Source organism: Sphingomonas sp., assembly GCF_013816785.1.
GTDB lineage: Bacteria > Pseudomonadota > Alphaproteobacteria > Sphingomonadales > Sphingomonadaceae > Sphingomicrobium.
In genome coordinates, this window is sequence record NZ_JACDDV010000038.1 from 1 (window position 1) to 21602 (window position 21602).

Genomic DNA, 21602 nt, shown 5'->3' on the forward strand with positions numbered 1-21602 from the left:
CCTCGACACTGGCCGCGGCGCTCACCTGTGCCCATCCCGACGCGTCGAGCGGCGCGGCCGCCAGAACCGGCGCGGCGACCTCCAGCCGGTCAGCCGCGAAAATGGCAAGCAGGCGAGGGTCGGACGCGCGCCCGGCGATGCTCCGCGCGGTGGCCGCACGCACCGGCCGGGCCACCGATCGAGCCCCCGATCGCACCATGGCCAGCGCGGCATCGTAAAGCGCCGGGTCGATCGCGTCGTGCGGCCGCGACAGGAGGTCGACCAGTTGCCGCCAGCGAACGGTTCGATCGTGCGCGTCCGCGACCGGCTGGGTCATCACCGTCTTGAGTCGGTCGTCGAAGCGCACGGTTGAACTCGTTCCCATCAAGGCGTTGCCGATGAGCCATGCAAGGCACGCGCGTTGCACGACAGGGCATGGCGGTTAACCATCCCGTTTTGGGACGAATAAGGGCGCCGGATCCGATCGACCCGGCGCCCCCCTTTTCACCGGCGAAGTTTGTCGGGTCAGGCCTTGGTCGCGAGGTAGGCGAGCCACAATTTGGCGACCTCGGCTTGGGCGCCGCCGACGGCACCCAGGGCAAGGGTAGCGCCCGCCTTGTCGCCCGATCGGGCCAGTGCCATGCCAAGTCGGAGGTTGGCGAGATTCTTGTCGGCGCCGCTCTTGGTCAGCGCGGCGCGATACAACGACGCCGCCTCGGCATAATCGCCATAGCCATAATAGGCATCGGCAGTGACCATCACCGGCCGCACCGCCGCGCCCGCCAGCGCGGTCTTTGCCGACGCTGCGAGCGAGGCCCGGTCGCCTTGCGACTTGACCGTCGCGACGCCGTACAGCTGGGCGAAGGTCGGGCTGGACTTCTTGATCGTATTGGCGGCGAACCCCTGATCCAGCACCGTTTTGGCCTCGCCCGGGAAGCCCTTCGAGACCAAAGTGTTGGCAAAGCGGAAATAGTCATTCTCGCCGGTCAGCGCGCCCGCCGCCTGCGCCAGGCGCATCGAATCTAGCAATTCGTCATCGGGCAGCTTGCTGCTGGTCTGATAAATGCGGATCGCATCGCGCCAGTTCTTCGGGCTGGGATAGGCGGACGCCCAGTCCCGCGCCAGCGCCGGTGCGGCCGGAAGGTTGGCGTTATAGGCCAACGCTACCGCGCGCTTGTACCAGGCCTCGTCGGGTTTCCCGCCCGCAGCGCGGCGCGCGGCGATAGCTTTTTGAATCATCGTCACGCCATCGGCGGCGCGCCCCTGCGAGTTGCGGGTTTCGCCCAGCATGATCAGCGCATCCTGGTTGACCGGATCGATCTGAAGCACGCGCTCGAACGCTGCGCCCGCCTTGTCATAGGCCTTGGCGTTGTAATTAAGCTTGCCGAGATTGTTGTAGAGAACAACCGATTCTCCGCTTGGCACCGCACCCGACGCAATGAGCCCCTCGATCGCGACCGCCATCGCGCTATTGTCGTTGGCGTCGAGTGCCGCCTTCAGTTGGAGCCGGGCGATGACATATTTGTCATCCTTGGTCTTCGCCTTGGCCTGCGCCGCCGCGAGCTTGGCCGGAATATTGGCGACATCCTTCGCGTTGACCGCCGTCTGCAGCTCGACGATTTCCTTGCGCGCCTGGTTCGAAATGACCGGCTTGTAGCCCGAACCCGTAGGTTCGGCCGTTGCCGGAGTCATGGGCCTGACCGGAACCTGGGGCGGCGGCGCACTCGGCCCATATTGAGCCAGGGCCGGGGTTGCGCCGAGTGCCAGTACAAAGGCGAGCGCGGAATGGGTCGGGTTCATCGCTTTCTCCAGATACGCCGCGCCGGAGTGCCCCGTGCGCAACATGATCAATTGGTTCGCTGGCCATCCATAGACGGCTTGGGCGATGCCGAAAAGTGGCAATGACCCGGGTTGGCTGAATGCCAATTGAACATCTTGAAAAGGAGGGGAAATCGCCAGGGTCTTGGCGGCTCGTGGCTCATCATCCTCGCGCGGGCGCGCGAGCGCGGGCGCGGGGTGGCGCTCGTCCGCGTCATCGGCTAGCACGGTCGGCGGAGGTGCGCTTGCTTTTAAGAGCAAGCGATTCTTCCGCTTTTCGACGATTTTTCAACACGACAGGACTTATCCTTGGCGACCCAGCCTCCGGCCGACGACACCGCCCCGCCCGCGCACGGCGACATTGCCCCCATTTCCATCGTCGAGGAGATGAAGACCAGCTATCTCGACTATGCCATGTCGGTCATCGTCGCGCGCGCCCTGCCCGACGTGCGCGACGGGTTGAAGCCGGTTCATCGCCGCATCCTCTATGCCTGTCAGGAGGCGGGCTACGTTGCCGGTCGCCAATATCGCAAGTCGAGCCGCATCGTCGGCGACGTCATGGGTAAATATCACCCCCACGGCGACAGCGCGATCTACGACGCGCTCGCGCGGATGACGCAGGATTGGTCGATGCGCGTGCCGCTGATCGACGGCCAGGGCAATTTCGGATCGATGGACCCCGATCCGCCGGCGGCGATGCGCTACACCGAAGCGCGGCTCGCAAAGGTCGCCAATTTCTTGCTCGGCGACATCGACAAGGACACGGTCGACTTCACGCCGAACTATGACGCGTCCGAGCGCGAGCCGCAGGTGCTCCCGGCGCGCTTCCCCAATTTGCTGGTCAACGGCGCCGGCGGGATCGCCGTCGGCATGGCGACCAATATCCCGCCGCATAATCTCGGCGAAGTGCTCCACGCCTGCCGCGCTTATCTCGACGACCCGGCGATCACGTCCGAGGGCTTGATGGAGCATGTCAAAGGCCCCGATTTTCCGACCGCGCCGCTGATCCTCGGCACCGCCGGCATTCGCTCGGCCTACACCACGGGCCGCGGCTCGATTTTGATGCGCAGCCGGGCCCACGTCGAGGAAGGCCGCGGCGAGCGGCGCTCGATCGTGCTGACCGCGATCCCCTACCAGGTTGGCAAAAACGGACTTGTCGAAAAGATCGCCGAGGCCGCCAAGGAAAAGCGGATCGAGGGCGTTTCCGACATTCGGGATGAATCCAATCGGCATGGCGTGCGCATCGTCATCGAGCTCAAGCGCGATGCCACTCCCGAAGTGGTGTTGAACCAGCTGTGGCGTCATACCCCGGCGCAGTCGAGCTTCCCGGCCAACATGCTCGCGATCCGTGGCGGACGGCCCGAAACGCTGACCTTGCGCGATATCATCCAGAGCTTCGTCCAGTTCCGCGAGGAAGTGATCACCCGCCGTTCGAAATTTGAGCTGCTCAAAGCGCGCGAGCGGGCACATATCTTGCTCGGCCTGGTCGTCGCGGTCACCCACCTCGATGAGGTGGTAAAGATGATCCGCGGGTCGGCCAGCCCGGCCGAAGCGCGCGAAAAATTGCTGCAGCGTGATTGGGCGGCCGACGAGATCCGGCCTTACATCAAGCTGGTCGAGGCGGTCGAAGCACAGGCCGCGGGCGAGACCTACCGACTTTCCGAGCAACAAGTGAAGGCGATCCTCGAGCTTCGGCTCCACCGCCTCACCCAATTGGGTCGCGACGAAATTGGCGGCGAGTTGGAAGGACTTGCCAAATCGATCGGCGAACTGCTTGAAATATTGGGCAATCGTGCGCGTCTATGCGAAGTGATGCGCGAGGAATTCGACGCCGTCGAAACCGAGTTCGCGACCCCGCGCGTGGCCGAGATTACCGCCGCCTTCGACGGGCTTGAGGACGAAGACCTGATCGAGGTCGAGGACATGGTCGTGACGGTGACCATGACCGGCTACATCAAGCGTACCCCGCTCGCCTTGTTCCGCGAGCAGAAGCGCGGCGGTAAGGGCCGCAGCGGCATGGGCACCAAGGAGGAGGATATCGTCACCGAATTGTTCGTCACCTCGACCCACAACCCGGTGCTATTCTTCTCCAATCTCGGCCGAGTGTACCGGGTGAAGGTGTGGAGGCTGCCCGAAGGCGGTCCGACGGCGCGCGGCCGCCCGATGATCAACCTGTTCCCGCTAGCAGAGGGCGAGGTCATCACCACCGTCCTGCCGCTGCCGCAGGACGAGGCCGAATGGGACAATCTCCACATCATGTTCGCCACCTGCAAGGGCACGGTGCGGCGCAATTCGATGGGCGCCTTCACCAACATCCCGACCGCCGGCAAGATTGCGATGAAGTTTGGCATTAGCGAAGAGGAAGGCGAGCAAGGCGATCCGACCGATCGGTTGATCGCGGTCAAGCTGCTGACCGAAGACGACGACGTCCTGTTGGCGACCAAAAACGGCAAGGCGATCCGCTTCCTGTCGACCGACGTGCGCGAATTCCAGTCGCGCTCCTCGACCGGAGTGCGCGGCGTCCGCCTGCTTGGCGACGACCAGGTTATCTCGATGTCGATCCTGCGCCGCGTCGGCACTAGCCAGGAAGAGCGCGAAGCCTATCTCCGCTTCGCACCGTGGAAGGGTGAAAAGGAAGGCGATTGCACGCTTCCTCAAGATCGCTTCGCCGAGCTGGCCGAAGGTGAGCAATTCCTGCTGACGATCACCGAAAACGGCTATGGCAAGCGTTCGTCGACCTACGAATATCGCCGCACGAATCGCGGCGGCCAGGGTATTACCAACATCGTCACCTCCGACCGCAATGGCGGGGTCATAGCAAGCTTCCCGGTCAAGCCGGGCGAGCAGCTGATGCTGGTCACCGACCAAGGCAAAATGATCCGTACCACCGTCGGCGACATTCGCATCGCCAGCCGCAACACGCAGGGTGTGACCATCTTCAAGATCGCCGACACCGAAAAGGTCGTCTCGGTCGCCCGCATCGATGAAAGCGAAGCGGAGGAAATAGAACTTGACGGTGGCAGTGAGCATGCGCCGGCCGACGATGCGGTGGTTGAAGAAAATGAGTTAGGCCGCTCAGCGGATTGAACCCCCTTATTTCAGCCACATTCTTTTGAGTATTGCCGCTGCCGCGAGAGTGTGGCGGAGGGGATCAGGATGAGAAAAACGATTGCGTTCGCGGCCATGGTGGCATGCTTCGCCTCGCCGATTCAGGCTGCCGATTGGCAGGGAAAGACAGACCTACAACATGGCGGCTTCGTCGGCGCACGGCTGCGGTTCCCGCTTGGTTCGCATGCGGTTGCACGGCCCCAAGTCGGGTTGGCTCTTGCTCCAACCCTTTCACGCCGGTCTGCCAGCGGCCTGACTATGAGTATAGGTGAAGGCGTAACCCTCAACCTCGCCGGCCGGAAACCCGAGCTGACGTTCGGCGGGGTCCGCGCCGACAAGGTGTTGAGCCTGGCCCAACGCGGGTCCGACGTCCGGGGATCTAAGCAGGGCTTGTCCACAGGCGGATGGATCGCCATCGCGGCTGGGGCAACGGTGGTTATCGGCGCCGCCGTCTTCGTCGCCAAGGTTATTGAGGCCGATCGTGCCAGCGACTAGGGACGAAGGCCTCGCCGACGTTTAGGCCAACAGGTCGATCCAATAGATGCGCCCACTGGGCCCGCGCCGGCAAGGATAAGGATTACGGCCGGCAGCAACTAACTTTGCCGTCCCGCCAGCGTTCGATGCGACGGTTGGAGAAAACTTGCGTCGGGCGACGGGACGGAATGAGGAACGGTGCCGCTAGAGGGCGCGTTGGCATGGGGACGTCTCAACTGAAGGAGAACCTCATGCCGCTTGCCAACAATGCCCTCGTCCTCGTTACCGACGGCCGCAAGACTTTGTTTTTCCGCAATCATGGCGACATCAACCAAATCGACCTACGAACCGAAGCTCACGATGAGCGGCAGGATGCGAGCGACGCCGAAATGAAGACCGATGGCCCGGGATCGGTGAGGCAATCGGCAAGCAGCGGCCGTTCAACCTATGAGGAAACCGACTTCCATCAGCTCGAGGAAGATCGCTGGGCCAAGACCGCTGCCGAGGAGGTTAACAAACGCGCGCTGGCGCACGACTTCACTGCACTCGCCATCATTGCTCCGCCCAAGACGCTCGGCGAATTGCGCAAAAAGCTGCATAAGGAAGCGGCGCGCCGCGTGGTGTGCGAAATCGCCAAGGAAATGAGCGGCCGACCGATCGCTGACATCGAGTCGATGATCCTTGACGAGACACTAGCGGAACTGCCGCGCGCCTAAGCCGGAATTGGGCGGCCCAGCGATATTAATGCGGGGCCGCCCTGAAACGAAAACCTGCCCGCTTTGGCCCGGTCACCGAATAGGCGGAGGTGGCGGCGGTGGAACCGTTGGTGGCGCGGTGTTGAGGAACTGAGCTTGCTGCAGGTGCATCTGAATGATCGGCACTGCTTTCGCGGCGACGCTGCGCAGCTTTCGATTGTCGCCGCTTGAGGCGTAATTCTGGTGGAGTTTAAGGGCTTGCTGAAGTGCGTCCCTCTGCCTCCACTCGAAATCCTGGTCGAAGGTCAGGCTCGACCGCAGCCGATCCAGCATCGCTTGATGGGGAGGTAGAAGGCTTGGTGGGGGTGGAACGATCCCCACGGATTTCGCCGCGGCCGCGATCATCCGACTAGTGCGCATGTGGTCGGCAATCACCAAGCTCGCAAGGTTTCGAACCGCGGGATTGGTCGATCGCTGAAGCGCGAGCTGCCCCGATCGGATCTCGAACTGGTCACCGCTCGCGGCCTGCGCCACGTAACCTGGCGCGAAGAGCGGATTTGTCGGATCAACTAGCTGCATGGGCGGTGGCACCGACGCCGTCGTTGAACAGCCGGCAATTATAGCAGCTGCTCCAAAAAGAATGGCTAAGCGCCTCATCCGGGTTTCTCCTCGTGTGCCGATGATTGTCTTGGGCAACTGGCCATCGCGCAAGCGGTTCCGAAACACCGCATTGCGGACCCAGCGCTAAAGGTACAGGTGCGTCGTCGCAAGTGCGGGGCGAACGGGATTCAGCCGTGGGCGATGGTCGGGTAGAGTGACACGACCAGTAGGGCGGCGGCGGTGAGGTTGAACGCGCGCAGCTTCCTAGGTTCGGCCAGGAACCGCCGCATCTGTGAGCCCATCGCCGCCCACACCGACACCGACGGCAAATTGACCATGCCGCACACCGCCGCGACGATGACGATGCCGGTCCAGGGATCGGTCCGCGGCATATAAGCCGACAGCGCAGTCAAAGCCATCGTCCACGCTTTGGGATTGACCCATTGAAACGCCGCCGCCTGGAGGAAAGTCAGCGGCTTGCCGGCCACCGTTTCGTCGCCCGTCGCCGGAGCCTTCGCGGTTGCGATTTTCCACGCCAGGAACAGCAAGTAGGCGACGCTCGCGATCGTCAACGCAAGTTGGAGTTGGGGAAACACTTCGAACAGGCGCGCCAGGCCGAGCCCGACGAGAACGATCATCAACACAAACCCGACGGCGATGCCGAGCATGTGCGGGATTGTTCGCCGAAATCCGAATCGCGTGCCGGACGACAGCAGCATCAGATTGTTCGGCCCCGGGGTGACCGACGATACGAACGCGAACAGGGTCAATGCGGAGAGGGTATCGATCATGCTCATACGGCATTTTATGCGGAAGTAGCCGAAAATTACTTGCAAAAATCAGCGAAAATAACGAAAAAACGCAACTTATGGCGGGACTGGATCAACTCGACCAAAGAATCTTGCGCGAATTGTGCCAGGAGGGGCGAATCACCAACACGGCCCTCGCCGAACGTGTCGGCCTTTCAGCTTCCGCGTGCCTTCGCCGGGTGCAGGAGTTGGAGCGCATCGGGATCATCGTCGGTTATCGCGCCGTCCTCGACCCGCGGGCGCTCGGAAACGGCTTCATCGCCTATATTGCGGTCGGCCTTTCCGCTCATAACAAGGCAGCGCAGAAGGCGTTCGAAAGCGCCATGGCCCTTTCTCCCGAAGTGCGAGAATGCCATAACATCACCGGCATTTACGAATATCTGTTGCGGGTCGAGGTCGGCGACATTCAAACCTACAAGCGCTTCCACACCGATACGCTCGGCGCGCTCCCCTCAGTGACGACCATCTCATCCTTCGTCGTCCTCGAATCGTCCAAGGATGCGCGCGGCTGACGTCAGGCGAACAGGTCGACCACCTCAGCGTCCGGCGCGACCGCGCTGAGCAGCAGCGAGCGATGACAAGCGGCAGGGTCACGCTCGAAGCACAGCAGTGCGCTCGGCCGCTCCGCCGCAAGCTCGAGCAATTGCGCTGCCTGGACCATCGCTTCCGGGAGTTCGAGCTGGCCGGCGTAAATGCGCTCGAGTTCTGCCTGCCGCCCCTTGCGCGCCGCCTCGCGCCCCTCGGGCGGGGTACCCAGAGCCTTGAGATGGGCATAGTCGATCCCGGCCTCGGCCAATCCGTTGGCGAGGATAGTCTTTGAAAAACCCGGCTTGCGCGACAGCGGCACGGCGCGCACGTCGATCACCCGCTCAACACCGGCCGTCTTCAGCGCGCCGATGAAGTCCGACTGAATGCTGCCCTCATAGCCGATCGTGAAAATGCGCATTGCGTTATTCCGGTTTGTGGCTGACCGCCTCGACGTTAATGCCGTCGGGATCCAAAACGAAAGCGGCATAATAGTTCGGATGATATTTGGACCTCAGGCCGGGCGCGCCATTGTCCCTTCCACCCGCCTTCATCGCCGCTTCGTAGAATGCATCCACCCCTGCCCGGTCGGCCGCGGTGAAGGCGACGTGCGTGCCCTCCCCAACCCGCTCATTGTCGCCGACCCAGAAGAACGGCATCTTGTCCTTGCCAAAACCGATCGCGGTGCCCCCGCTGTCGGTCTTGTCGGGCCCATATTCGTAGAGCTTGGTGATGCCGAGCGGAACCAGCGCCGCCGCATAGAATGCTTCGGATCGGGCGATGTTGGAAATTGCGATGCCGATATGATCGAGCATGGTCTGTTCTCCTGTGCCGTCCGCCACCCGTGCCAAACAGTGCTCCGCCGAAATAAGTTTGCTCGAACAGTTGCCCCTGCGAGAGCCGAGCCGCTTTGGCCTTAATCGAGCCGTATTTATAGACCCTACAAACAGGCCGGACGTCCATTTGCAGGAACAACATTCATGCGTAAATTCACGGCATCAATTATCTTCGTCGCAACCCTCGCGTCGCCGCTTTCGGCGGCCGGTTGGCAAGATTCGGGTAACGTTCGCCCTGGTGCCTTCGTCGGGGCGCGCTTGCGCCTGTCCCTGGGAACGCATTCGCCCGCCAAACCCGAAGCTGCTCTGACGATCGCGCCAACCCGATCGAATGTTTCTAGCGACGGTCGGATCACCACGCGAATCGGGGATGGCATGTCGCTGGACTTCGCCGGGGCCAGGCCGGAGCTGAAGCTCGGCGGTATTCGTGTCGACGAGGTCCTGCACCTCAGGCAGCAGGGCGGCACCGATGCGGAGCGAAAGGTCGGGCTGTCGAGCGGAACCTGGGTCGGGATTGGTGTAGCCGCCGTCGCGATTGCAGCCGTTGTGCTTGTCACTCAATTTACTTGCGTCGGTAAAGACAGGGATTATTGCGGCTCCCAGTGACCCGCAACGGGGTTCCTGGGCAGCTGGCGGCGGGCTAAACCTCGGCTATGACCTTTGACGTTCACATCATTGGCGGCGGGCTCGCCGGGTCGGAGGCGGCCTGGCAACTCGCCGAAGCAGGCGTGCGAGTTCGGTTGAGCGAGATGCGCGGGGGCGGCGGTACCACTGCGGCCCACGAATCCGATCGCCTCGCTGAAATGGTCTGCTCAAACAGTTTTCGTTCGGACGACGCCGAAAACAACGCGGTCGGGCTCCTGCACCAGGAAATGCGCGCGCTCGACTCGCTGATCATGGCCGCGGCCGAGCTTCACAAGGTGCCCGCCGGCTCGGCACTCGCGGTCGACCGCGAAGGCTTCGCCGACGAAGTCACGCGGCGGATTGCGGCCCATCCCAAGATCGAGGTGGTGCGCGAGCGGGTCGACGCCCTCCCCGCCTCTGGCCCGACGATCATCGCCACCGGCCCGCTGACCGCGCCCGGCCTCGCCGACGCGATCGCCGCAGCCACCGGCAAGGACGCTCTCGCCTTTTTCGATGCGATCGCCCCGATCGTCCATCGCGACAGCATCGACATGGACATTTGCTGGATGGCCGCGCGATGGGATCGTGGTTCGGCAGAGGGCGGCGGCAAGGACTATATCAACTGCCCGATGACGAAGGAGCAATATGACGCCTTCGTCGCCGCCTTGAACGACGGCGAGAAGACCGAGTTTAAGCAGTGGGAGAAGGACACGCCCTATTTCGAAGGCTGCATGCCGATCGAGGTGATGGCGTCGCGCGGGGTTGAAACATTGCGCTACGGTCCAATGAAGGGCGTCGGCCTCGACGACCCCAAAACCGGGCGTTGGCCCTATGCCTGCGTCCAGCTGCGCCAAGACAATGCGTTCGGCACGCTGTGGAACATGGTCGGCTTCCAAACCAAGCTTAAACATGGCGAGCAGGTGCGCATTTTCCGCACCATTCCGGGGCTTGAGAAGGCAGAGTTCGCACGGCTTGGCGGCATTCACCGCAACAGCTTCATCCGCTCTCCCGAGCTGCTCGACCATGAGCTACGCCTGAAGGCCCTGCCGCACATCCGCTTCGCCGGCCAGATCACCGGCTGCGAGGGTTATGTCGAAAGCGCCGCGATCGGCCTCCTCGCCGCACGCTTTACCGCCGCCGAAATCGCCGCAAAGCCCCTTGCCCCACCCCCACTCGAAACCGCGCTCGGCGCCTTGCTCGGTCATATCACCGGCGGAGCCACCGCCGACACCTATCAGCCGATGAACATCAACTTTGGCCTGATGCCGCCGCTCACCGGTCCCCGGGTCAAGAAAGGCGATCGCAAGCGGATCTATACCGATCGGGCGCGGGAGGCGCTGACGACGTGGCTCGGCCACGGTAACAATCCTGGCGAGGTCGTGCCCGGCCTGGCGCTACACAGCATGGTCGAAGACTGACGAATCCTGCGTCAGTGTGGCGACAAATTGTGGACGAGGCCGAGCATCACGTTGCGAAGCGAATCGGGCAAGTCGCGTCGAAGCGCGCGTTCTACCTCGGCGTCGCCGATAAATTCACCGGCCTCGAGCTCGAGATAGGCCATGGCCCAATCAGGAAAGCTGCGCCGGTCGATCGGTCGCTCGTCGCGGATCGACATGTTGCTGTGCCGCGTGTCGGCCACCAAGCGCCCAGCAAGGTCGTCGATCGCCGACCCTGCCCCTTCGAGGACCTGCATAAAAGCCACGCCATTGAATATCAGTAGGCCGCTAATTCCGTCCAACGGATTGTTGGTTCGCGCCGACGAAAGAATTGCACTGAGTTGTTCCGACGTCATGCCGGGCGCGGCCCAGCTCGTATAGGTCAGGGATTTGAGTTCCACACCGCCATTGTAACCTCCGGGCGTCGCGCGGCAAGCCTCAGCAACCGCAGGCTGGCTTGGCCTTCCGTTTGGGCGCGGTAGCGGCATATTCGGCAGGGCTGAGGGAGTGGTTCGCGTCCCTGTCGGCTGCTTTATATTTGTCGATCGTTTTGACCGACCATTCCTCAAAGCCCAATTTGCCGTCCTGATTGAGGTCGAGCTTGGCAAACGCCTTGCGCCGCGGCTCGACCAGTTCGGCCAGAGTGATTTTGCCGTCCTCATCTTTATCCGCGCGGGCGAAGCGTTTCTCTTCCTTGCTCTTGGCGTCGGCCAGCGGCGCGTCGGGAATTACCGACAAGGTCATCGGCGCGCGGACCGATGCGAGGCGCGGTTGCGGCGCGGGCGGGGGGGCGGGCGATTGGGCGCGGCCCTGCCACAGCAGAAAAGCCCCGGTCAGGAGCAGGAAACAGGAAGCAACGCCGGCAAGGAAACGGGCCATGACCCCTCCAAAGGAAGGCGATCCGGCAAAATGAGGGTTAGGGCCGAAACGGTCGCAGTTCAATCGCTTTAGGCAACGATCCCAAACAGCCGGTGCGCCAGCAGCGCGGCGGCTCGCGCAGGGGTCGCCTCCGGCTCCATTCCGGGGGCCCGTTTCCGATCGCGCGCGGCAAGGCGGGCAAGCGCGGTCAGCGGGCGAGCCGCCCGGGCAAAGCGATGGCCGCGCAGTCTGTCGAAGGCCAATTCCTTGGGAAAAGGAGCGAGGCCGCGTCGCGCGACCTGGGCGAACGAGAACAGCCGTCCGGCGTCGGCCAGCCGCTCGTCGGTTGCCCCGAGCAACTGTGCCGCGATGGCGAACAGCCGCGCGCCGCGTTCGGCGATTCGGTCGGTGTCGGCCTCCTCGTCGAGCAAGGTGGCCCAGCCATCCTCCAGCCCGGCCAAGACCTCGCCGCTAATCCCCCGCGACAGCAACTCCTGGACTGCCGCGTACAACTTTGGCTCGGGCGGCGGCGGCGCGGTGTCGAGCCGCTGCAGCGCTTCGCGCCACCATGCCAGCCGGATCGCACCCAGCGCCGGCTCGGTCGAGGTCGCCACGACATCGCCCAGCGCATCGTCGATCGCGAACAGCGCATCGAAGGCGGGGCGAAGCTCCACCGGCCAGTAGAGCCGGACCAGATCACGGTCCCGCATCGGGTCAGCGATAGAGGACCGCCTTTGCCGCCTTGACGACGTCATCGGCCTTGATCAGCGCCAGCTTCTCAAGGTTGGCGGCGTAGGGCAGCGGCACGTCCTCGTTGGTCACCCGCGTCACCGGCGCGTCGAGGTCGTCGAAGCCATCCTCCATGCAGATGGCGACGATCTCGCTGGCGATCGAGCAGGTCGGCCAACCTTCCTCGACCACCACCAGCCGGTTGGTCTTGGCGAGCGACGTCAGCACCGTCGCTTTGTCCAGCGGGCGCAGCGTTCTGAGGTCGATCACCTCGGCCTCGATCCCCTCGCCGGCCAACTTCTCCGCCGCCTCGAGCGCGACCCCGACGCCGATCGAGTAGCTCACCAACGTCACGTCCTTGCCGGCGCGGGCGATATGCGCCTTGCCGATCGGTAGGACATAGTCATCGATCTCCGGCACGTCGAAGCTCTGGCCGTAGAGCAGCTCATTCTCCAGGAACACGACTGGATCGTCGCTGCGGATCGCGGCCTTAAGAAGGCCTTTGGCATCGGCCGCGCTGTAAGGCGCGATCACCACCAGGCCGGGAACACTGGCGTACCACGGTCCGTAATTCTGACTGTGCTGCGCCCCGACCCGCGCCGCCGCGCCATTGGGGCCGCGGAACACGATCGGGCACCGCATCTGGCCGCCCGACATATAATTGGTCTTGGCGGCCGAATTGATGATGTGGTCGATCGCCTGCATCGCGAAGTTGAAGGTCATGAACTCGATGATCGGCTTGAGGCCGCCCATTGCCGCGCCCGCGCCGATACCTGCAAAGCCATGTTCGGTGATCGGCGTGTCGATCACGCGCTTGGCTCCAAACTCGTCGAGCAGGCCTTGGGTCACCTTGTAGGCGCCTTGATACTGCGCGACCTCCTCACCCATCACGAACACGCGGTCGTCGCGGCGCATTTCCTCGGCCATCGCGTCGCGTAGCGCCTCGCGCACGGTGGTCGAAGTGGCTTGCCCCTCTCCCCTCGCGGGAGAGCTCGCGAGAGAGGGCGACTCAGCCGGAGGCTGAGCGGGGAGAGGGGGCGCAGTTGGAGTCGGTTGCTCGGATGGGGAAACCGCTGGCGCAGCCCCCTCTCCCTGGCTGGCTTCGCCAGCCTGTCCCTCTCCCGCGAGGGGAGAGGGGCTTGCCGCCTCCCCATCCCCACCCATCAGCGCGATCACCGTCCCGACCTTCACCCCGTCCGACCCTTCAGGAACGAGGATCTTCGAGATCGTCCCCTCGTCGACCGCTTCAAACTCCATCGTCGCCTTATCGGTCTCGATCTCGGCAAGGATGTCGCCCGACGCCACGGTGTCACCCTCCTTGACCAGCCACTTGGCGAGCGTGCCTTCCTCCATCGTCGGCGACAGCGCCGGCATTTTGAGTTCGATGCCCATTAGTAGCTCTCCACCAACACGTCGGTGTAGAGTTCGGCGGCCGCGGGTTCGGGCGCGTCTTCAGCGAACTTGGCAGCGTTGACCACGATATCTTTGATTTCCTTATCGATTGCTTTCAATTCTTCAGCGCTGACCCCAGCCTTCCCCAGTTCTTTCGCGGCGTGGTCGATCGGGTCGCGATGCTCGCGAAAATCCTGCACTTCTTCGCGCGTGCGGTATTTGGCGGGGTCGCTCATCGAATGGCCGCGATAGCGATAGGTCTTCAATTCGAGGATGATCGGCCCCTTCCCGCCTCGCGTCCACGCCATCGCTTCCTCGGCCGCCCCGCGCACCGCGAGCACGTCCATTCCGTCAACCTGGATACCGGGAATGCGGTGGCTCTCGCCGCGCTTGTAGAAATCCGGCTCGGACGACGAGCGTTCGACGCTGGTACCCATCGCGTATTGATTGTTTTCGATCGCGTAGATCACCGGCAGGTCCCACAGCTTCGCCATGTTGAAGCTTTCATAAACCTGACCCTGGTTGGCCGCCCCGTCGCCGAAATAGGTCAGGCAGGTGCCGCCGTCGCCGGCATATTGGTGCTTGAACGCGAGCCCAGTACCGAGGCTGACCTGGGCGCCGACGATGCCGTGGCCGCCGTAAAAGCCGTGCTCGACGCTGAACATGTGCATCGACCCGCCCTTGCCCTTGGAGATGCCGGCGGCGCGCCCAGTCAGCTCGGCCATGATCAGCTTGGGATCGATGCCATAGGCGAGCATGTGACCGTGGTCGCGATATCCGGTGATGACGCTGTCGCGCCCGACCTTCATCGCGCTTTGCAGGCCCACCGCTACCGCTTCCTGGCCGATGTAGAGGTGGCAGAAGCCGCCGATCAGGCCGAGCCCGTATAGCTGCCCCGCCCGCTCCTCGAAACGGCGGATGAGCAACATCTGCTTATAGAAATCGAGCAGCTCGTCCTTGGTCGCCTGGTAGCGCTTCGGCTCGGCCGGGCGTTCGCGGTTGGGAATCGCCGGCGCGGTCGTCGCGGCGGCTTTCTTGGCGGGACGAGCCAATATTCTCTCCAGTTCAATCGGTCTTGGCGGCCGTATAGAAGCCGCGACCGGCAAAGGGCAATGCCGTAGCGTTGCGCTATTCGAGCGGGAGAATGACCTCGTCGGGGCGGATCAGGCCCAAATCTTGGCGGACCAACTCGTCCGCCATGTCGGGGTCGGCCTTGCGTGGGTCGAGTAGTGCCGAGCGATGGCGTAGCCGGCTACGTTCGGTCTGGAGCGCGGTCAGCTCCAGCTTTCGCTTTTCAAGGTTCTGGGAATAGCCGCGCCACGCGAACAGGCCGTTGGGACCGGCGATGGCATGGCCGGCGAATGTGCCGACGATGACCAGCGCGACCGCGGGCCATGCCGCGCGTTGGATCAATCCCCTTTTGGTGCCCCGCTTCATAAGCGCCTAAGAATCAGAAAGACGTCATGAAGGCAAGCGCTTTCGTATCGGGATTCACAGAATTTTTCCCGTGGCTTAGCGCGGATTGTAGGCGGTGAGCGCCGAAGCGCCCGGATAGCGCGCCGCGTCGCCGAGCTCCTCTTCGATCCGCAGCAGCTGGTTATACTTCGCCGTGCGGTCGGAGCGCGCAAGGCTTCCGGTCTTGATCTGACCGCAGCCGAGCGCAACCGCGAGGTCGGCGATGGTCGTATCCTCGGTCTCGCCCGAGCGATGCGACATTACCGCCGTATAGCCCGACGACTGCGCCAGGCGCACCGCCCGCACCGTTTCAGTCAGCGTGCCGATTTGGTTGACCTTGATCAGGATCGAATTGGCGATGCCGTCACGTATGCCGTCGGCCAGCCGCGCCTCGTTGGTCACGAACAGGTCGTCGCCGACCAACTGGACCCGGTCCCCAAGCTGGTGGGTCAGCGCTTTCCACCCGGCCATGTCGTCCTCGGCCAGGCCGTCCTCGATCGACGCGATCGGATAGTCGTCGGCCAGCTTGGTCAGATAGGCCGCCATCTCGTCCGGCGACAACGTCAGTCCTTCCCCGGTCATCGCATAGGCGCCGTCCCTGAAAAATTCGCTCGCGGCGGGATCGAGCGCGATCAGCACGTCCTTGCCGAGGTGGTAGCCGGCGGCCCCAACCGCTTCGCCAATCAGGTCCAGCGCGGCTCGCGCAGAGGCGATGTCGGGCGCGAACCCACCCTCGTCGCCGACCGCGGTGCTCAGCCCCTTCGAATGGAGTTCGCTCTTCAGCGCATGGAAGATTTCGGCTCCGCACCTCAGTGCTTCGGAAAAACTGTCCGCGCCGACCGGCATCACCATGAATTCCTGGAAATCGATCGGATTGTCGGCGTGCGCCCCGCCGTTCAAAATGTTCATCATCGGCACCGGCAGGATCGTCGCGCCGACCCCGCCGACGTAGCGGTAGAGCGGAAGGCCGCGCGCTTCTGCCGCTGCCTTGGCGACCGCCAGGCTGACGCCCAAGATCGCATTGGCGCCGAGCTTGGCCTTGTTCGCGGTACCGTCCAGATCGATCATCGCCGCATCGATCTCAGCCTGGTCCTCGGCCTCATAACCGGTAATCGTCTCCGCGATCGGCCCGTTGACGCTGCGCACAGCATCGCCGACCCCCTTACCGCCCCATCGACTCTTGTCGCCGTCGCGCTTCTCGACCGCTTCGTGCGCGCCGGTCGAGGCGCCCGAGGGCACCGCCGCACGGCCCAGCGACCCATCTTCCAGCGTCACATCGACCTCGACCGTAGGGTTGCCGCGGCTGTCGAGGATTTGCCGGGCGTGGATGTCGACGATCGCGGTCATGTAGATTCCCCATTTTTCGACGAGGCGGGCGGGCCGCTCGATGTCGCCCCTATACGGCGCACGGCAAAGCGTGCAACTTTGCCTGCGCGCCGCTGGAACGATGGGCCGGCCTTCTGGGTTGTTCGCATGCAGAAGGAGACAGGGTAATGGCCGACCAGAGCAATCAGCTGCCCGAGGGCACCGACCAGGTGATCGCGGGGGCATCGACGACCGCGACCGAGGAGTCATTAATCGTGCGCGAACCCACGACCCGAGACAAAGCGATCGACAAGTTGAAAACCGGCACCGACAAATTGTCGGGCCAGGCCGCCGACAAGGCGCGCGGCTATGTCGGCCAGGGTCTCGAACGCTCGAGCGAAGCGCTTGCCAACGTCTCCAAGCTTGTCGGCGATACCGCCACCGGCCTCGATGAGCGGCTTGGGCAGGAATATGGCGACTATGCGCGTAAGGCTGCCGGTGCCATCGAGGATGCCGCCAACAAGCTCGCCTCAAAGGACGCCGACGAGTTGATCGACGACACCCGCGAGTTCGTCCGCAAGAGTCCTGGTGTCGCGCTGGCCGGAGCCGCGGTGGTCGGGTTCGCGCTCGTCCGCCTGCTCAAATCGGGCCTCGACCGGGGCAAGTCCGACAAGAGCTGATGACCGACGGGGGCATCGACCAAGAGGAAGCACCGGTCGGCAAGCTGTTCTCGCGCTTGGTCGACGAGGGCAAGGCTTATGCCCATGCCGAGATCGACCTGATCAAGGCCACCACCGAGGTGAAGGTCGATGCCGCCAAGCGTCCCGCCCTGCTCGGCGCAGCGGCACTGCTATTCCTCCAGGCGGGCGTGATTGTGCTGTGCATGACGATCGCGCTCGCGCTGGCAACGCTAATCGGGCCGCTGGCGGGCGGCCTTATCGCCACTCTCTTCGCCTTCACAATCGCCGGGTTGCTCGGCCTTCTCGCCAAGCGCGAGTGGGATTCGCGCCGATGAGGGAATCGCCCAAGATCGTCGCCGCGCGCATCGAGGTTGAGCGCACCCGCGCGGCCCTGATCGACACGGCACGCGAGTTGCTACTGCGGCTCCAACCCAAGACGCTGGTCAGCGAAGCGTGGGAAAAGGCCAAGATCAAGGGCGCCGACCTGGCCGAGGACGCGGTCGAGGCGGTCAAGAGCCGGCCGGTGGCGGTTGGCGGAGTGATCGCCGCGCTGACGATGTTCCTGGCGCGCGCCCCGATCAAGGACGCTGCGGTCAAAATCTACGACGCCATGACGTCATCGGATGAACCCGACGCGCCCGCTACGACGTTGAAGACGACAGCAGCAACGTCGGTGCGATCGCCGGCAAAGCGGCGCACAAAGGTTGCTACCCGCGCGCCGCGCAAAACGGAGAAGTGATATGAGCGTCAAGCCGACCAACACTCGCCAGCCCGAGCCCCCTTCCTTACGCGACCGCGCGGCGGAAGCCGTCGATGGTGCACGCGAGAAAGCGATCGAAGCCTATGATTTGGCTAGGGAGCGCGCCAGCGCTGCGGGCGGCAAGGCCAAAGAGGGCTTGGGTCAGGCACCATTGCTGGCACTTGGCGGCGGGCTAGCCGTTGGCGCGCTGATCGCCGCGCTGCTGCCCAAAAGCCGTATCGAGGACAGGCTGATCGGTCCGGTTGGCGAGCGGATCACCGACGGTGCCAAGGCGGCCGCCAGCGCCGCGACCGAGGCCGGCCGCGTGAAGCTGACCGAGCTGAACATCACCCGCGATGCCGGGACCAGCGCGGTGCAATCGCTGATCGACGGCATCGGCGAAGCCGCGCGCTCCTCGGGACAGGCGGCGATCGCTGCCGTGCGCAACAAGGACTAGCCCGGTTCGCAAGCCGGTGATTTGGTGCTAGCGGCCGGGCCATGAGCAAGCTCCACCTCGTCTTCGGCGGCCGGGTCAAGGATCCGCGTGGCCTTGATTTCGTCGATTTGAACGCGGTCGACGTCGTCGGCCTGTTCGACAATTATGCCGACGCCGAGGACGCCTGGCGCGGCGCGGCGCAGCGCACTGTCGACGACGCCGAAATGAAATATGTCGTGGTCCATCTCCACCGCCTGCTCGAACCCGAAAACCCGCCGACGGCCTGACCGGCGTCCAAGCGGCCCGTCCGCTTTCGACCCATTGCGGACCGACGCACCCTCTCTCGTCATTCCCGCGAAAGCGGGAACCCAGCGCAATAAAAAACTCATTCAAGCGGCGGAAAGCCGAAATCCTCTGCCAGATCACGCCATTGCGGATTGCCTGCCTCGAGAACTTCCAGCTTCCACGCGCGCTCCCATCTCTTGACCCTTTTCTCGCGCAGGATTGCGCTTTCCATGTTTTCGTGAATCTCGAACCAGACCAGCAGCTTGATGCCGTGCTTGCGGGTGAAACCGGCGACAACCCCCTCACGATGCTGGGCGACGCGCGCGAGCAAATTTGAGGTTACGCCGGTGTAGATCGTCCAGTTACGGCGAGACGCCAGCAGGTAGACGGTGGGGGAGAAGTCTTGCGCCATGAGTCTTTGTTAGCTGGGTTCCCGCTTTCGCGGGAATGACGAATTGCTGGAACGTCCGCTTTTCACCCTTAACGGCCTTCCGCTTTCGACCCATTGCGGACGTTCGGCTGCGCGGTCATTATCCCCGCGTGGCAAACGAAACACGGGACCTGCAAACTGGAGACCGCGTCCGCCTAAGCGGCGGCTACGACTTCGAGCCCACATGGCTGTCAGGAAGAGCTTCTGTAGACGGAGCGCTGGTGGGCTTCATTCCCGGCCAGAACGAGCCAATCGCTGCCGTCATCAGGCTCGATGCGCCAATTACCGCCAAAGGCGTCACGGGCGACGTGTTGGTGCTTGAGCTTCGCCACGTCGGGACATTTTGGGAAACCACTGGAACTGTCCACGTTGAGCTATGCGACTTCACGCCGGAACGGAAACGCTGGCAGGACCGGCAACAAGGGAAATAGGTCGAGAGCCATGCCACTTACGAGCGCCTCACGCGGTAAAGGCAATGTCCGCTTTCTACCCAAAGCGGACCTTCGCTCACGCCCGGCGGTAACGCCACAGCAATAGCGGGCGATGCATCAGTAGCCCGGCAATGAATCCGCCAATATGCGCCGGGGTCGCCAGAAGCACGCCTTGGCCCCCGGCCAGCGCCGCGCTCATCATCTGGATGACGATCCAGGTGATCAGCAGCCAGGCGACATGGATCCAGCGGTTGATCTTCATATTGGCGCTGAACTGTTGGGGCCGGCCGTAGAAGATGGCGTAGAGACCGAACAGGGCGCTGATCGCCCCGCTCGCCCCGACCATCGGCACCGCGCTCGATGGATCGGCCGCGAACTGGGCCGCCGCCGCCGCCACCGCACCGACCAGATAGGCGACGATCAGGCCGCTCATGCCGATTACCCGCTCAACCTGCGGGCCGACGATCATCAGCATCACCATGTTGATGATCAGATGGACCCAGCTGCCGTGGATTAGCGCGCTGCTGAACGGGGTCAAGAACGCCGGAATGGCAGGCGACAGCAGATCGGCGCCCGACAATCGCGCCGGAATGAAGCCCATCGCGCCGACAAATTGTTCAAGGTTCACCACCAGTGCCATCACCGACACTGCGATGGTGATCAGGCCGATGATCGCCGACGCGCCGAAGCGACGGCTATCCATCAGATGAATTCGATCTTGGCGATCTCGTAATAGCGCTCGCCGGCCGGAGTCGTCACCTCGACCTCTTCGCCTTTCTGGCGGCCGATCAGCGCGCGCCCCAGAGGCGAATTATAGCTGATCCGCCCGACCCTGGCGTCGGCCTCGGTCTGTCCGACGAGTTGATATTTGACCTTGGACTTCTCCTCGTCGAGCAAAGTGACGGTCGCGCCGAATACCACCTTGTCGCCGCTCAAGGTGGTCGGATCGATTACCAGCGCGCGGCTAAGGCGATCCTCGACGTCGGCGAGCATCGCCTCGACCTGGCCCTGCCGTTCTTTCGCCGCGTGATATTCGGCGTTCTCGGACAGATCGCCATGCGCGCGCGCTTCCTCGATCGCGTCGATGATCTCGGGCCGCTCGAGCTTGAGACGCTTGGCGTCTTCGGTCAACTGGCGGTGGCCCTCGGCCAGCATGGGCACCTTGTCGCTCGCCATGATCATTGCCCCTTTGCAAAACCCGCCCGGCGCTGACAGCAGGTCAGCGGTCACAAGGGCGAATTGTCAGAAAATTCAGTCTTTGGAAGCGGAATAATAGGATTGGAGCGACCGAACTTCAAGCGCATGGCTACGCAGCGCCTCGATCGCCCGTGCCGTCGCCAGGCTGGCCGCCGCGGTGGTGAAGTAGGGCAGCTTGGCCTTGAGCGCCGCCTCGCGGATGGCCTGGCTGTCCTTCAGCGATTGCCACCCCTCGGTGGTGTTGAACACCAGCTGGACATCGCCGTCGACGATCCGGTCGACGACGTGCGGGCGGCCCTGCGCGACCTTGTTGACCCGCTCGACCGGCAGGCCTTGCTCGATCAGATAGGAAGCGGTGCCGCCGGTGGCGATCAGGGTGAAGCCGAGCTCGGCCATTTTCGCGGCGGCGGGCGCGATCTGGACCTTGTCGCTGTCCTTGACCGAAATGAACACCGTCCCGGCATTGGGCAGCATAACCCCGCCGCCAAGCTGTGATTTGGCGAACGCGATATCGAAATTGTTATCGATTCCCATGACTTCACCCGTGGATTTCATTTCCGGTGACAAAATAGGATCGGTCCCTGGAAAGCGCGCGAAGGGGAAAACGCTTTCCTTGATCGCGATATGGCCGATGTCGCGGTCGATCGGCTCGAAGCTGCTCAGCGGCTCGCCCGCCATCACTCGCGCCGCGATTTTGGCAATGGGGCGGCCGATCGCCTTGGCCACGAACGGCACGGTCCGCGATGCGCGCGGATTGACTT

Annotated in this window: 27 protein-coding genes and 2 pseudogenes; 12 read left to right on the forward strand and 17 right to left on the reverse strand. The window is 63.5% G+C overall.

Features of this window, described 5'->3' with window-relative positions; translation table 11 throughout:
• Both H0W65_RS08685 and H0W65_RS08690 read right to left on the reverse strand, forming a co-directional pair.
• Positions 1–364: pseudogene (locus H0W65_RS08685) on the reverse strand (sensor histidine kinase); the annotation flags it as partial.
• A gap of 140 nt (positions 365–504) precedes the next feature.
• Positions 505–1779, reverse strand: a complete 1275-nt coding sequence (locus tag H0W65_RS08690; RefSeq protein WP_294006490.1) for a tetratricopeptide repeat protein — start codon at positions 1777–1779, stop codon at positions 505–507.
• 327 nt (positions 1780–2106) lie between these two features.
• Here H0W65_RS08690 and gyrA point away from each other — a divergent pair, with 327 nt between their 5' ends.
• The 3 genes from gyrA to H0W65_RS08705 all read left to right on the forward strand — a co-directional run bounded on the left by gyrA (position 2107) and on the right by H0W65_RS08705 (position 6095).
• On the forward strand, positions 2107–4884 hold the full coding sequence (gene gyrA / locus H0W65_RS08695) for a DNA gyrase subunit A (protein WP_294006492.1): 2778 nt from the start codon (positions 2107–2109) through the stop codon (positions 4882–4884).
• Between the two features lie 279 nt (positions 4885–5163).
• Positions 5164–5400 (forward strand): hypothetical protein, encoded by a 237-nt coding sequence (locus H0W65_RS08700; protein ID WP_294006495.1) that lies wholly within the window; start codon positions 5164–5166, stop codon positions 5398–5400.
• Between the two features lie 230 nt (positions 5401–5630).
• The gene (locus tag H0W65_RS08705; protein WP_294006498.1) at positions 5631–6095 is read left to right on the forward strand and encodes a host attachment family protein; all 465 of its coding nucleotides are present in this window, start codon (positions 5631–5633) and stop codon (positions 6093–6095) included.
• 72 nt (positions 6096–6167) lie between these two features.
• Here H0W65_RS08705 and H0W65_RS08710 read toward each other — a convergent pair whose 3' ends face one another.
• Positions 6168–6608 (reverse strand): DUF4142 domain-containing protein, encoded by a 441-nt coding sequence (locus H0W65_RS08710; RefSeq protein WP_294006501.1) that lies wholly within the window; start codon positions 6606–6608, stop codon positions 6168–6170.
• A 254-nt stretch (positions 6609–6862) separates the two neighbouring features.
• Positions 6863–7465: a LysE family translocator gene (locus H0W65_RS08715; RefSeq protein ID WP_294006504.1), complete on the reverse strand. Its 603-nt coding sequence runs from the start codon at positions 7463–7465 to the stop codon at positions 6863–6865.
• A 77-nt stretch (positions 7466–7542) separates the two neighbouring features.
• Between H0W65_RS08715 and H0W65_RS08720 the strand changes: the two genes are divergently transcribed.
• Entirely contained in the window at positions 7543–7995 is a 453-nt protein-coding gene (locus tag H0W65_RS08720) for an Lrp/AsnC family transcriptional regulator (RefSeq protein ID WP_294006507.1), read from the forward strand.
• 2 nt (positions 7996–7997) lie between these two features.
• On the opposite strand, the gene H0W65_RS08725 is transcribed toward H0W65_RS08720, so the two are convergent.
• Positions 7998–8429 carry a DUF488 family protein gene (locus tag H0W65_RS08725; protein ID WP_294006510.1) on the reverse strand — a complete coding sequence of 144 codons (432 nt, stop codon included), beginning with the start codon at positions 8427–8429 and terminating at the stop codon, positions 7998–8000.
• Between the two features lie 4 nt (positions 8430–8433).
• On the reverse strand, positions 8434–8823 hold the full coding sequence (locus H0W65_RS08730) for a VOC family protein (RefSeq protein ID WP_294006513.1): 390 nt from the start codon (positions 8821–8823) through the stop codon (positions 8434–8436).
• Positions 8824–8988: 165 nt separating this feature from the next.
• Here H0W65_RS08730 and H0W65_RS08735 point away from each other — a divergent pair, with 165 nt between their 5' ends.
• Together H0W65_RS08735 and trmFO are read left to right on the forward strand one after the other, a co-directional pair.
• Entirely contained in the window at positions 8989–9450 is a 462-nt protein-coding gene (locus H0W65_RS08735) for a hypothetical protein (protein ID WP_294006516.1), read from the forward strand.
• A 47-nt stretch (positions 9451–9497) separates the two neighbouring features.
• A complete protein-coding gene (gene trmFO, locus H0W65_RS08740) occupies positions 9498–10886 on the forward strand; it encodes a methylenetetrahydrofolate--tRNA-(uracil(54)-C(5))-methyltransferase (FADH(2)-oxidizing) TrmFO (protein ID WP_294006519.1) in 1389 nt (462 codons plus the stop codon).
• Positions 10887–10897: 11 nt separating this feature from the next.
• Here trmFO and H0W65_RS08745 read toward each other — a convergent pair whose 3' ends face one another.
• The 7 genes from H0W65_RS08745 to eno form a co-directional block, all read right to left on the reverse strand.
• Positions 10898–11305, reverse strand: coding sequence for a BLUF domain-containing protein (locus H0W65_RS08745; RefSeq protein ID WP_294006522.1), 408 nt, complete (start codon positions 11303–11305; stop codon positions 10898–10900).
• 37 nt (positions 11306–11342) lie between these two features.
• Positions 11343–11783, reverse strand: a complete 441-nt coding sequence (locus tag H0W65_RS08750; RefSeq protein ID WP_294006525.1) for an EF-hand domain-containing protein — start codon at positions 11781–11783, stop codon at positions 11343–11345.
• A 68-nt stretch (positions 11784–11851) separates the two neighbouring features.
• Entirely contained in the window at positions 11852–12472 is a 621-nt protein-coding gene (locus H0W65_RS08755) for a hypothetical protein (protein ID WP_294006528.1), read from the reverse strand.
• 4 nt (positions 12473–12476) lie between these two features.
• Entirely contained in the window at positions 12477–13883 is a 1407-nt protein-coding gene (locus tag H0W65_RS08760; RefSeq protein WP_294006530.1) for a pyruvate dehydrogenase complex E1 component subunit beta, read from the reverse strand.
• The gene (pdhA, locus tag H0W65_RS08765) at positions 13883–14935 is read right to left on the reverse strand and encodes a pyruvate dehydrogenase (acetyl-transferring) E1 component subunit alpha (RefSeq protein ID WP_294006533.1); all 1053 of its coding nucleotides are present in this window, start codon (positions 14933–14935) and stop codon (positions 13883–13885) included. Before pdhA ends, H0W65_RS08760 begins: the two co-directional genes overlap by 1 nt.
• Before the next feature lie 76 nt (positions 14936–15011).
• The gene (locus H0W65_RS08770; RefSeq protein ID WP_294006536.1) at positions 15012–15320 is read right to left on the reverse strand and encodes a septum formation initiator family protein; all 309 of its coding nucleotides are present in this window, start codon (positions 15318–15320) and stop codon (positions 15012–15014) included.
• Between the two features lie 75 nt (positions 15321–15395).
• Positions 15396–16685 carry a phosphopyruvate hydratase gene (gene eno, locus H0W65_RS08775; protein WP_294006538.1) on the reverse strand — a complete coding sequence of 430 codons (1290 nt, stop codon included), beginning with the start codon at positions 16683–16685 and terminating at the stop codon, positions 15396–15398.
• Between the two features lie 146 nt (positions 16686–16831).
• Here eno and H0W65_RS08780 point away from each other — a divergent pair, with 146 nt between their 5' ends.
• From H0W65_RS08780 to H0W65_RS08800, 5 genes are read left to right on the forward strand one after another with little or no spacing between them, the layout of a single operon-like run.
• Complete coding sequence (locus H0W65_RS08780) at positions 16832–17323, forward strand: hypothetical protein (protein ID WP_294006541.1); 492 nt, start codon at positions 16832–16834, stop codon at positions 17321–17323.
• Positions 17323–17658: a phage holin family protein gene (locus H0W65_RS08785; RefSeq protein WP_294006544.1), complete on the forward strand. Its 336-nt coding sequence runs from the start codon at positions 17323–17325 to the stop codon at positions 17656–17658. The genes H0W65_RS08780 and H0W65_RS08785 overlap by 1 nt, the downstream gene beginning before the upstream one ends.
• On the forward strand, positions 17655–18062 hold the full coding sequence (locus H0W65_RS08790; RefSeq protein WP_294006547.1) for a hypothetical protein: 408 nt from the start codon (positions 17655–17657) through the stop codon (positions 18060–18062). The genes H0W65_RS08785 and H0W65_RS08790 overlap by 4 nt, the downstream gene beginning before the upstream one ends.
• Before the next feature lies 1 nt (position 18063).
• A complete protein-coding gene (locus tag H0W65_RS08795) occupies positions 18064–18519 on the forward strand; it encodes a hypothetical protein (RefSeq protein WP_294006550.1) in 456 nt (151 codons plus the stop codon).
• A gap of 41 nt (positions 18520–18560) precedes the next feature.
• Positions 18561–18785 carry a DUF4170 domain-containing protein gene (locus tag H0W65_RS08800; RefSeq protein ID WP_294006553.1) on the forward strand — a complete coding sequence of 75 codons (225 nt, stop codon included), beginning with the start codon at positions 18561–18563 and terminating at the stop codon, positions 18783–18785.
• Positions 18786–18883: 98 nt separating this feature from the next.
• Here the strand turns inward: H0W65_RS08800 and H0W65_RS08805 are convergent, their stop codons facing one another.
• Positions 18884–19195 carry a GIY-YIG nuclease family protein gene (locus tag H0W65_RS08805; protein WP_294006556.1) on the reverse strand — a complete coding sequence of 104 codons (312 nt, stop codon included), beginning with the start codon at positions 19193–19195 and terminating at the stop codon, positions 18884–18886.
• 128 nt (positions 19196–19323) lie between these two features.
• On the opposite strand from H0W65_RS08805, the gene H0W65_RS08810 reads away from it, so the two are divergent.
• A complete protein-coding gene (locus tag H0W65_RS08810) occupies positions 19324–19644 on the forward strand; it encodes a hypothetical protein (protein ID WP_294006559.1) in 321 nt (106 codons plus the stop codon).
• 76 nt (positions 19645–19720) lie between these two features.
• Here the strand turns inward: H0W65_RS08810 and H0W65_RS08815 are convergent, their stop codons facing one another.
• The 3 genes and pseudogenes from H0W65_RS08815 to H0W65_RS08825 form a co-directional block, all read right to left on the reverse strand.
• The gene (locus H0W65_RS08815; RefSeq protein WP_294006562.1) at positions 19721–20347 is read right to left on the reverse strand and encodes a rhomboid family intramembrane serine protease; all 627 of its coding nucleotides are present in this window, start codon (positions 20345–20347) and stop codon (positions 19721–19723) included.
• Positions 20347–20823 carry a transcription elongation factor GreA gene (gene greA, locus H0W65_RS08820; protein ID WP_294006565.1) on the reverse strand — a complete coding sequence of 159 codons (477 nt, stop codon included), beginning with the start codon at positions 20821–20823 and terminating at the stop codon, positions 20347–20349. The genes H0W65_RS08815 and greA overlap by 1 nt, the downstream gene beginning before the upstream one ends.
• Before the next feature lie 72 nt (positions 20824–20895).
• Positions 20896–21602: pseudogene (locus H0W65_RS08825) on the reverse strand (carbamoyl phosphate synthase large subunit); the annotation flags it as partial.

Coding starts and splice junctions, on each gene's coding strand:
- H0W65_RS08790 (WP_294006547.1), top strand. CDS start 17,655: ATGAGGGAATCGCCCAAGATCGTCGCCGCGCGCATCGAGGTTGAGCGC.
- H0W65_RS08815 (WP_294006562.1), bottom strand. CDS start 20,347: ATGGATAGCCGTCGCTTCGGCGCGTCGGCGATCATCGGCCTGATCACC.
- H0W65_RS08720 (WP_294006507.1), top strand. CDS start 7,543: ATGGCGGGACTGGATCAACTCGACCAAAGAATCTTGCGCGAATTGTGC.
- eno (WP_294006538.1), bottom strand. CDS start 16,685: ATGACCGCGATCGTCGACATCCACGCCCGGCAAATCCTCGACAGCCGC.
- H0W65_RS08805 (WP_294006556.1), bottom strand. CDS start 19,195: ATGGCGCAAGACTTCTCCCCCACCGTCTACCTGCTGGCGTCTCGCCGT.
- H0W65_RS08705 (WP_294006498.1), top strand. CDS start 5,631: ATGCCGCTTGCCAACAATGCCCTCGTCCTCGTTACCGACGGCCGCAAG.
- H0W65_RS08700 (WP_294006495.1), top strand. CDS start 5,164: ATGAGTATAGGTGAAGGCGTAACCCTCAACCTCGCCGGCCGGAAACCC.
- H0W65_RS08785 (WP_294006544.1), top strand. CDS start 17,323: ATGACCGACGGGGGCATCGACCAAGAGGAAGCACCGGTCGGCAAGCTG.
- H0W65_RS08735 (WP_294006516.1), top strand. CDS start 8,989: ATGCGTAAATTCACGGCATCAATTATCTTCGTCGCAACCCTCGCGTCG.
- H0W65_RS08730 (WP_294006513.1), bottom strand. CDS start 8,823: ATGCTCGATCATATCGGCATCGCAATTTCCAACATCGCCCGATCCGAA.
- H0W65_RS08800 (WP_294006553.1), top strand. CDS start 18,561: ATGAGCAAGCTCCACCTCGTCTTCGGCGGCCGGGTCAAGGATCCGCGT.
- H0W65_RS08780 (WP_294006541.1), top strand. CDS start 16,832: ATGGCCGACCAGAGCAATCAGCTGCCCGAGGGCACCGACCAGGTGATC.
- H0W65_RS08750 (WP_294006525.1), bottom strand. CDS start 11,783: ATGGCCCGTTTCCTTGCCGGCGTTGCTTCCTGTTTCCTGCTCCTGACC.
- H0W65_RS08755 (WP_294006528.1), bottom strand. CDS start 12,472: ATGCGGGACCGTGATCTGGTCCGGCTCTACTGGCCGGTGGAGCTTCGC.
- H0W65_RS08690 (WP_294006490.1), bottom strand. CDS start 1,779: ATGAACCCGACCCATTCCGCGCTCGCCTTTGTACTGGCACTCGGCGCA.
- H0W65_RS08760 (WP_294006530.1), bottom strand. CDS start 13,883: ATGGGCATCGAACTCAAAATGCCGGCGCTGTCGCCGACGATGGAGGAA.
- H0W65_RS08725 (WP_294006510.1), bottom strand. CDS start 8,429: ATGCGCATTTTCACGATCGGCTATGAGGGCAGCATTCAGTCGGACTTC.
- H0W65_RS08715 (WP_294006504.1), bottom strand. CDS start 7,465: ATGATCGATACCCTCTCCGCATTGACCCTGTTCGCGTTCGTATCGTCG.
- H0W65_RS08795 (WP_294006550.1), top strand. CDS start 18,064: ATGAGCGTCAAGCCGACCAACACTCGCCAGCCCGAGCCCCCTTCCTTA.
- trmFO (WP_294006519.1), top strand. CDS start 9,498: ATGACCTTTGACGTTCACATCATTGGCGGCGGGCTCGCCGGGTCGGAG.
- H0W65_RS08770 (WP_294006536.1), bottom strand. CDS start 15,320: ATGAAGCGGGGCACCAAAAGGGGATTGATCCAACGCGCGGCATGGCCC.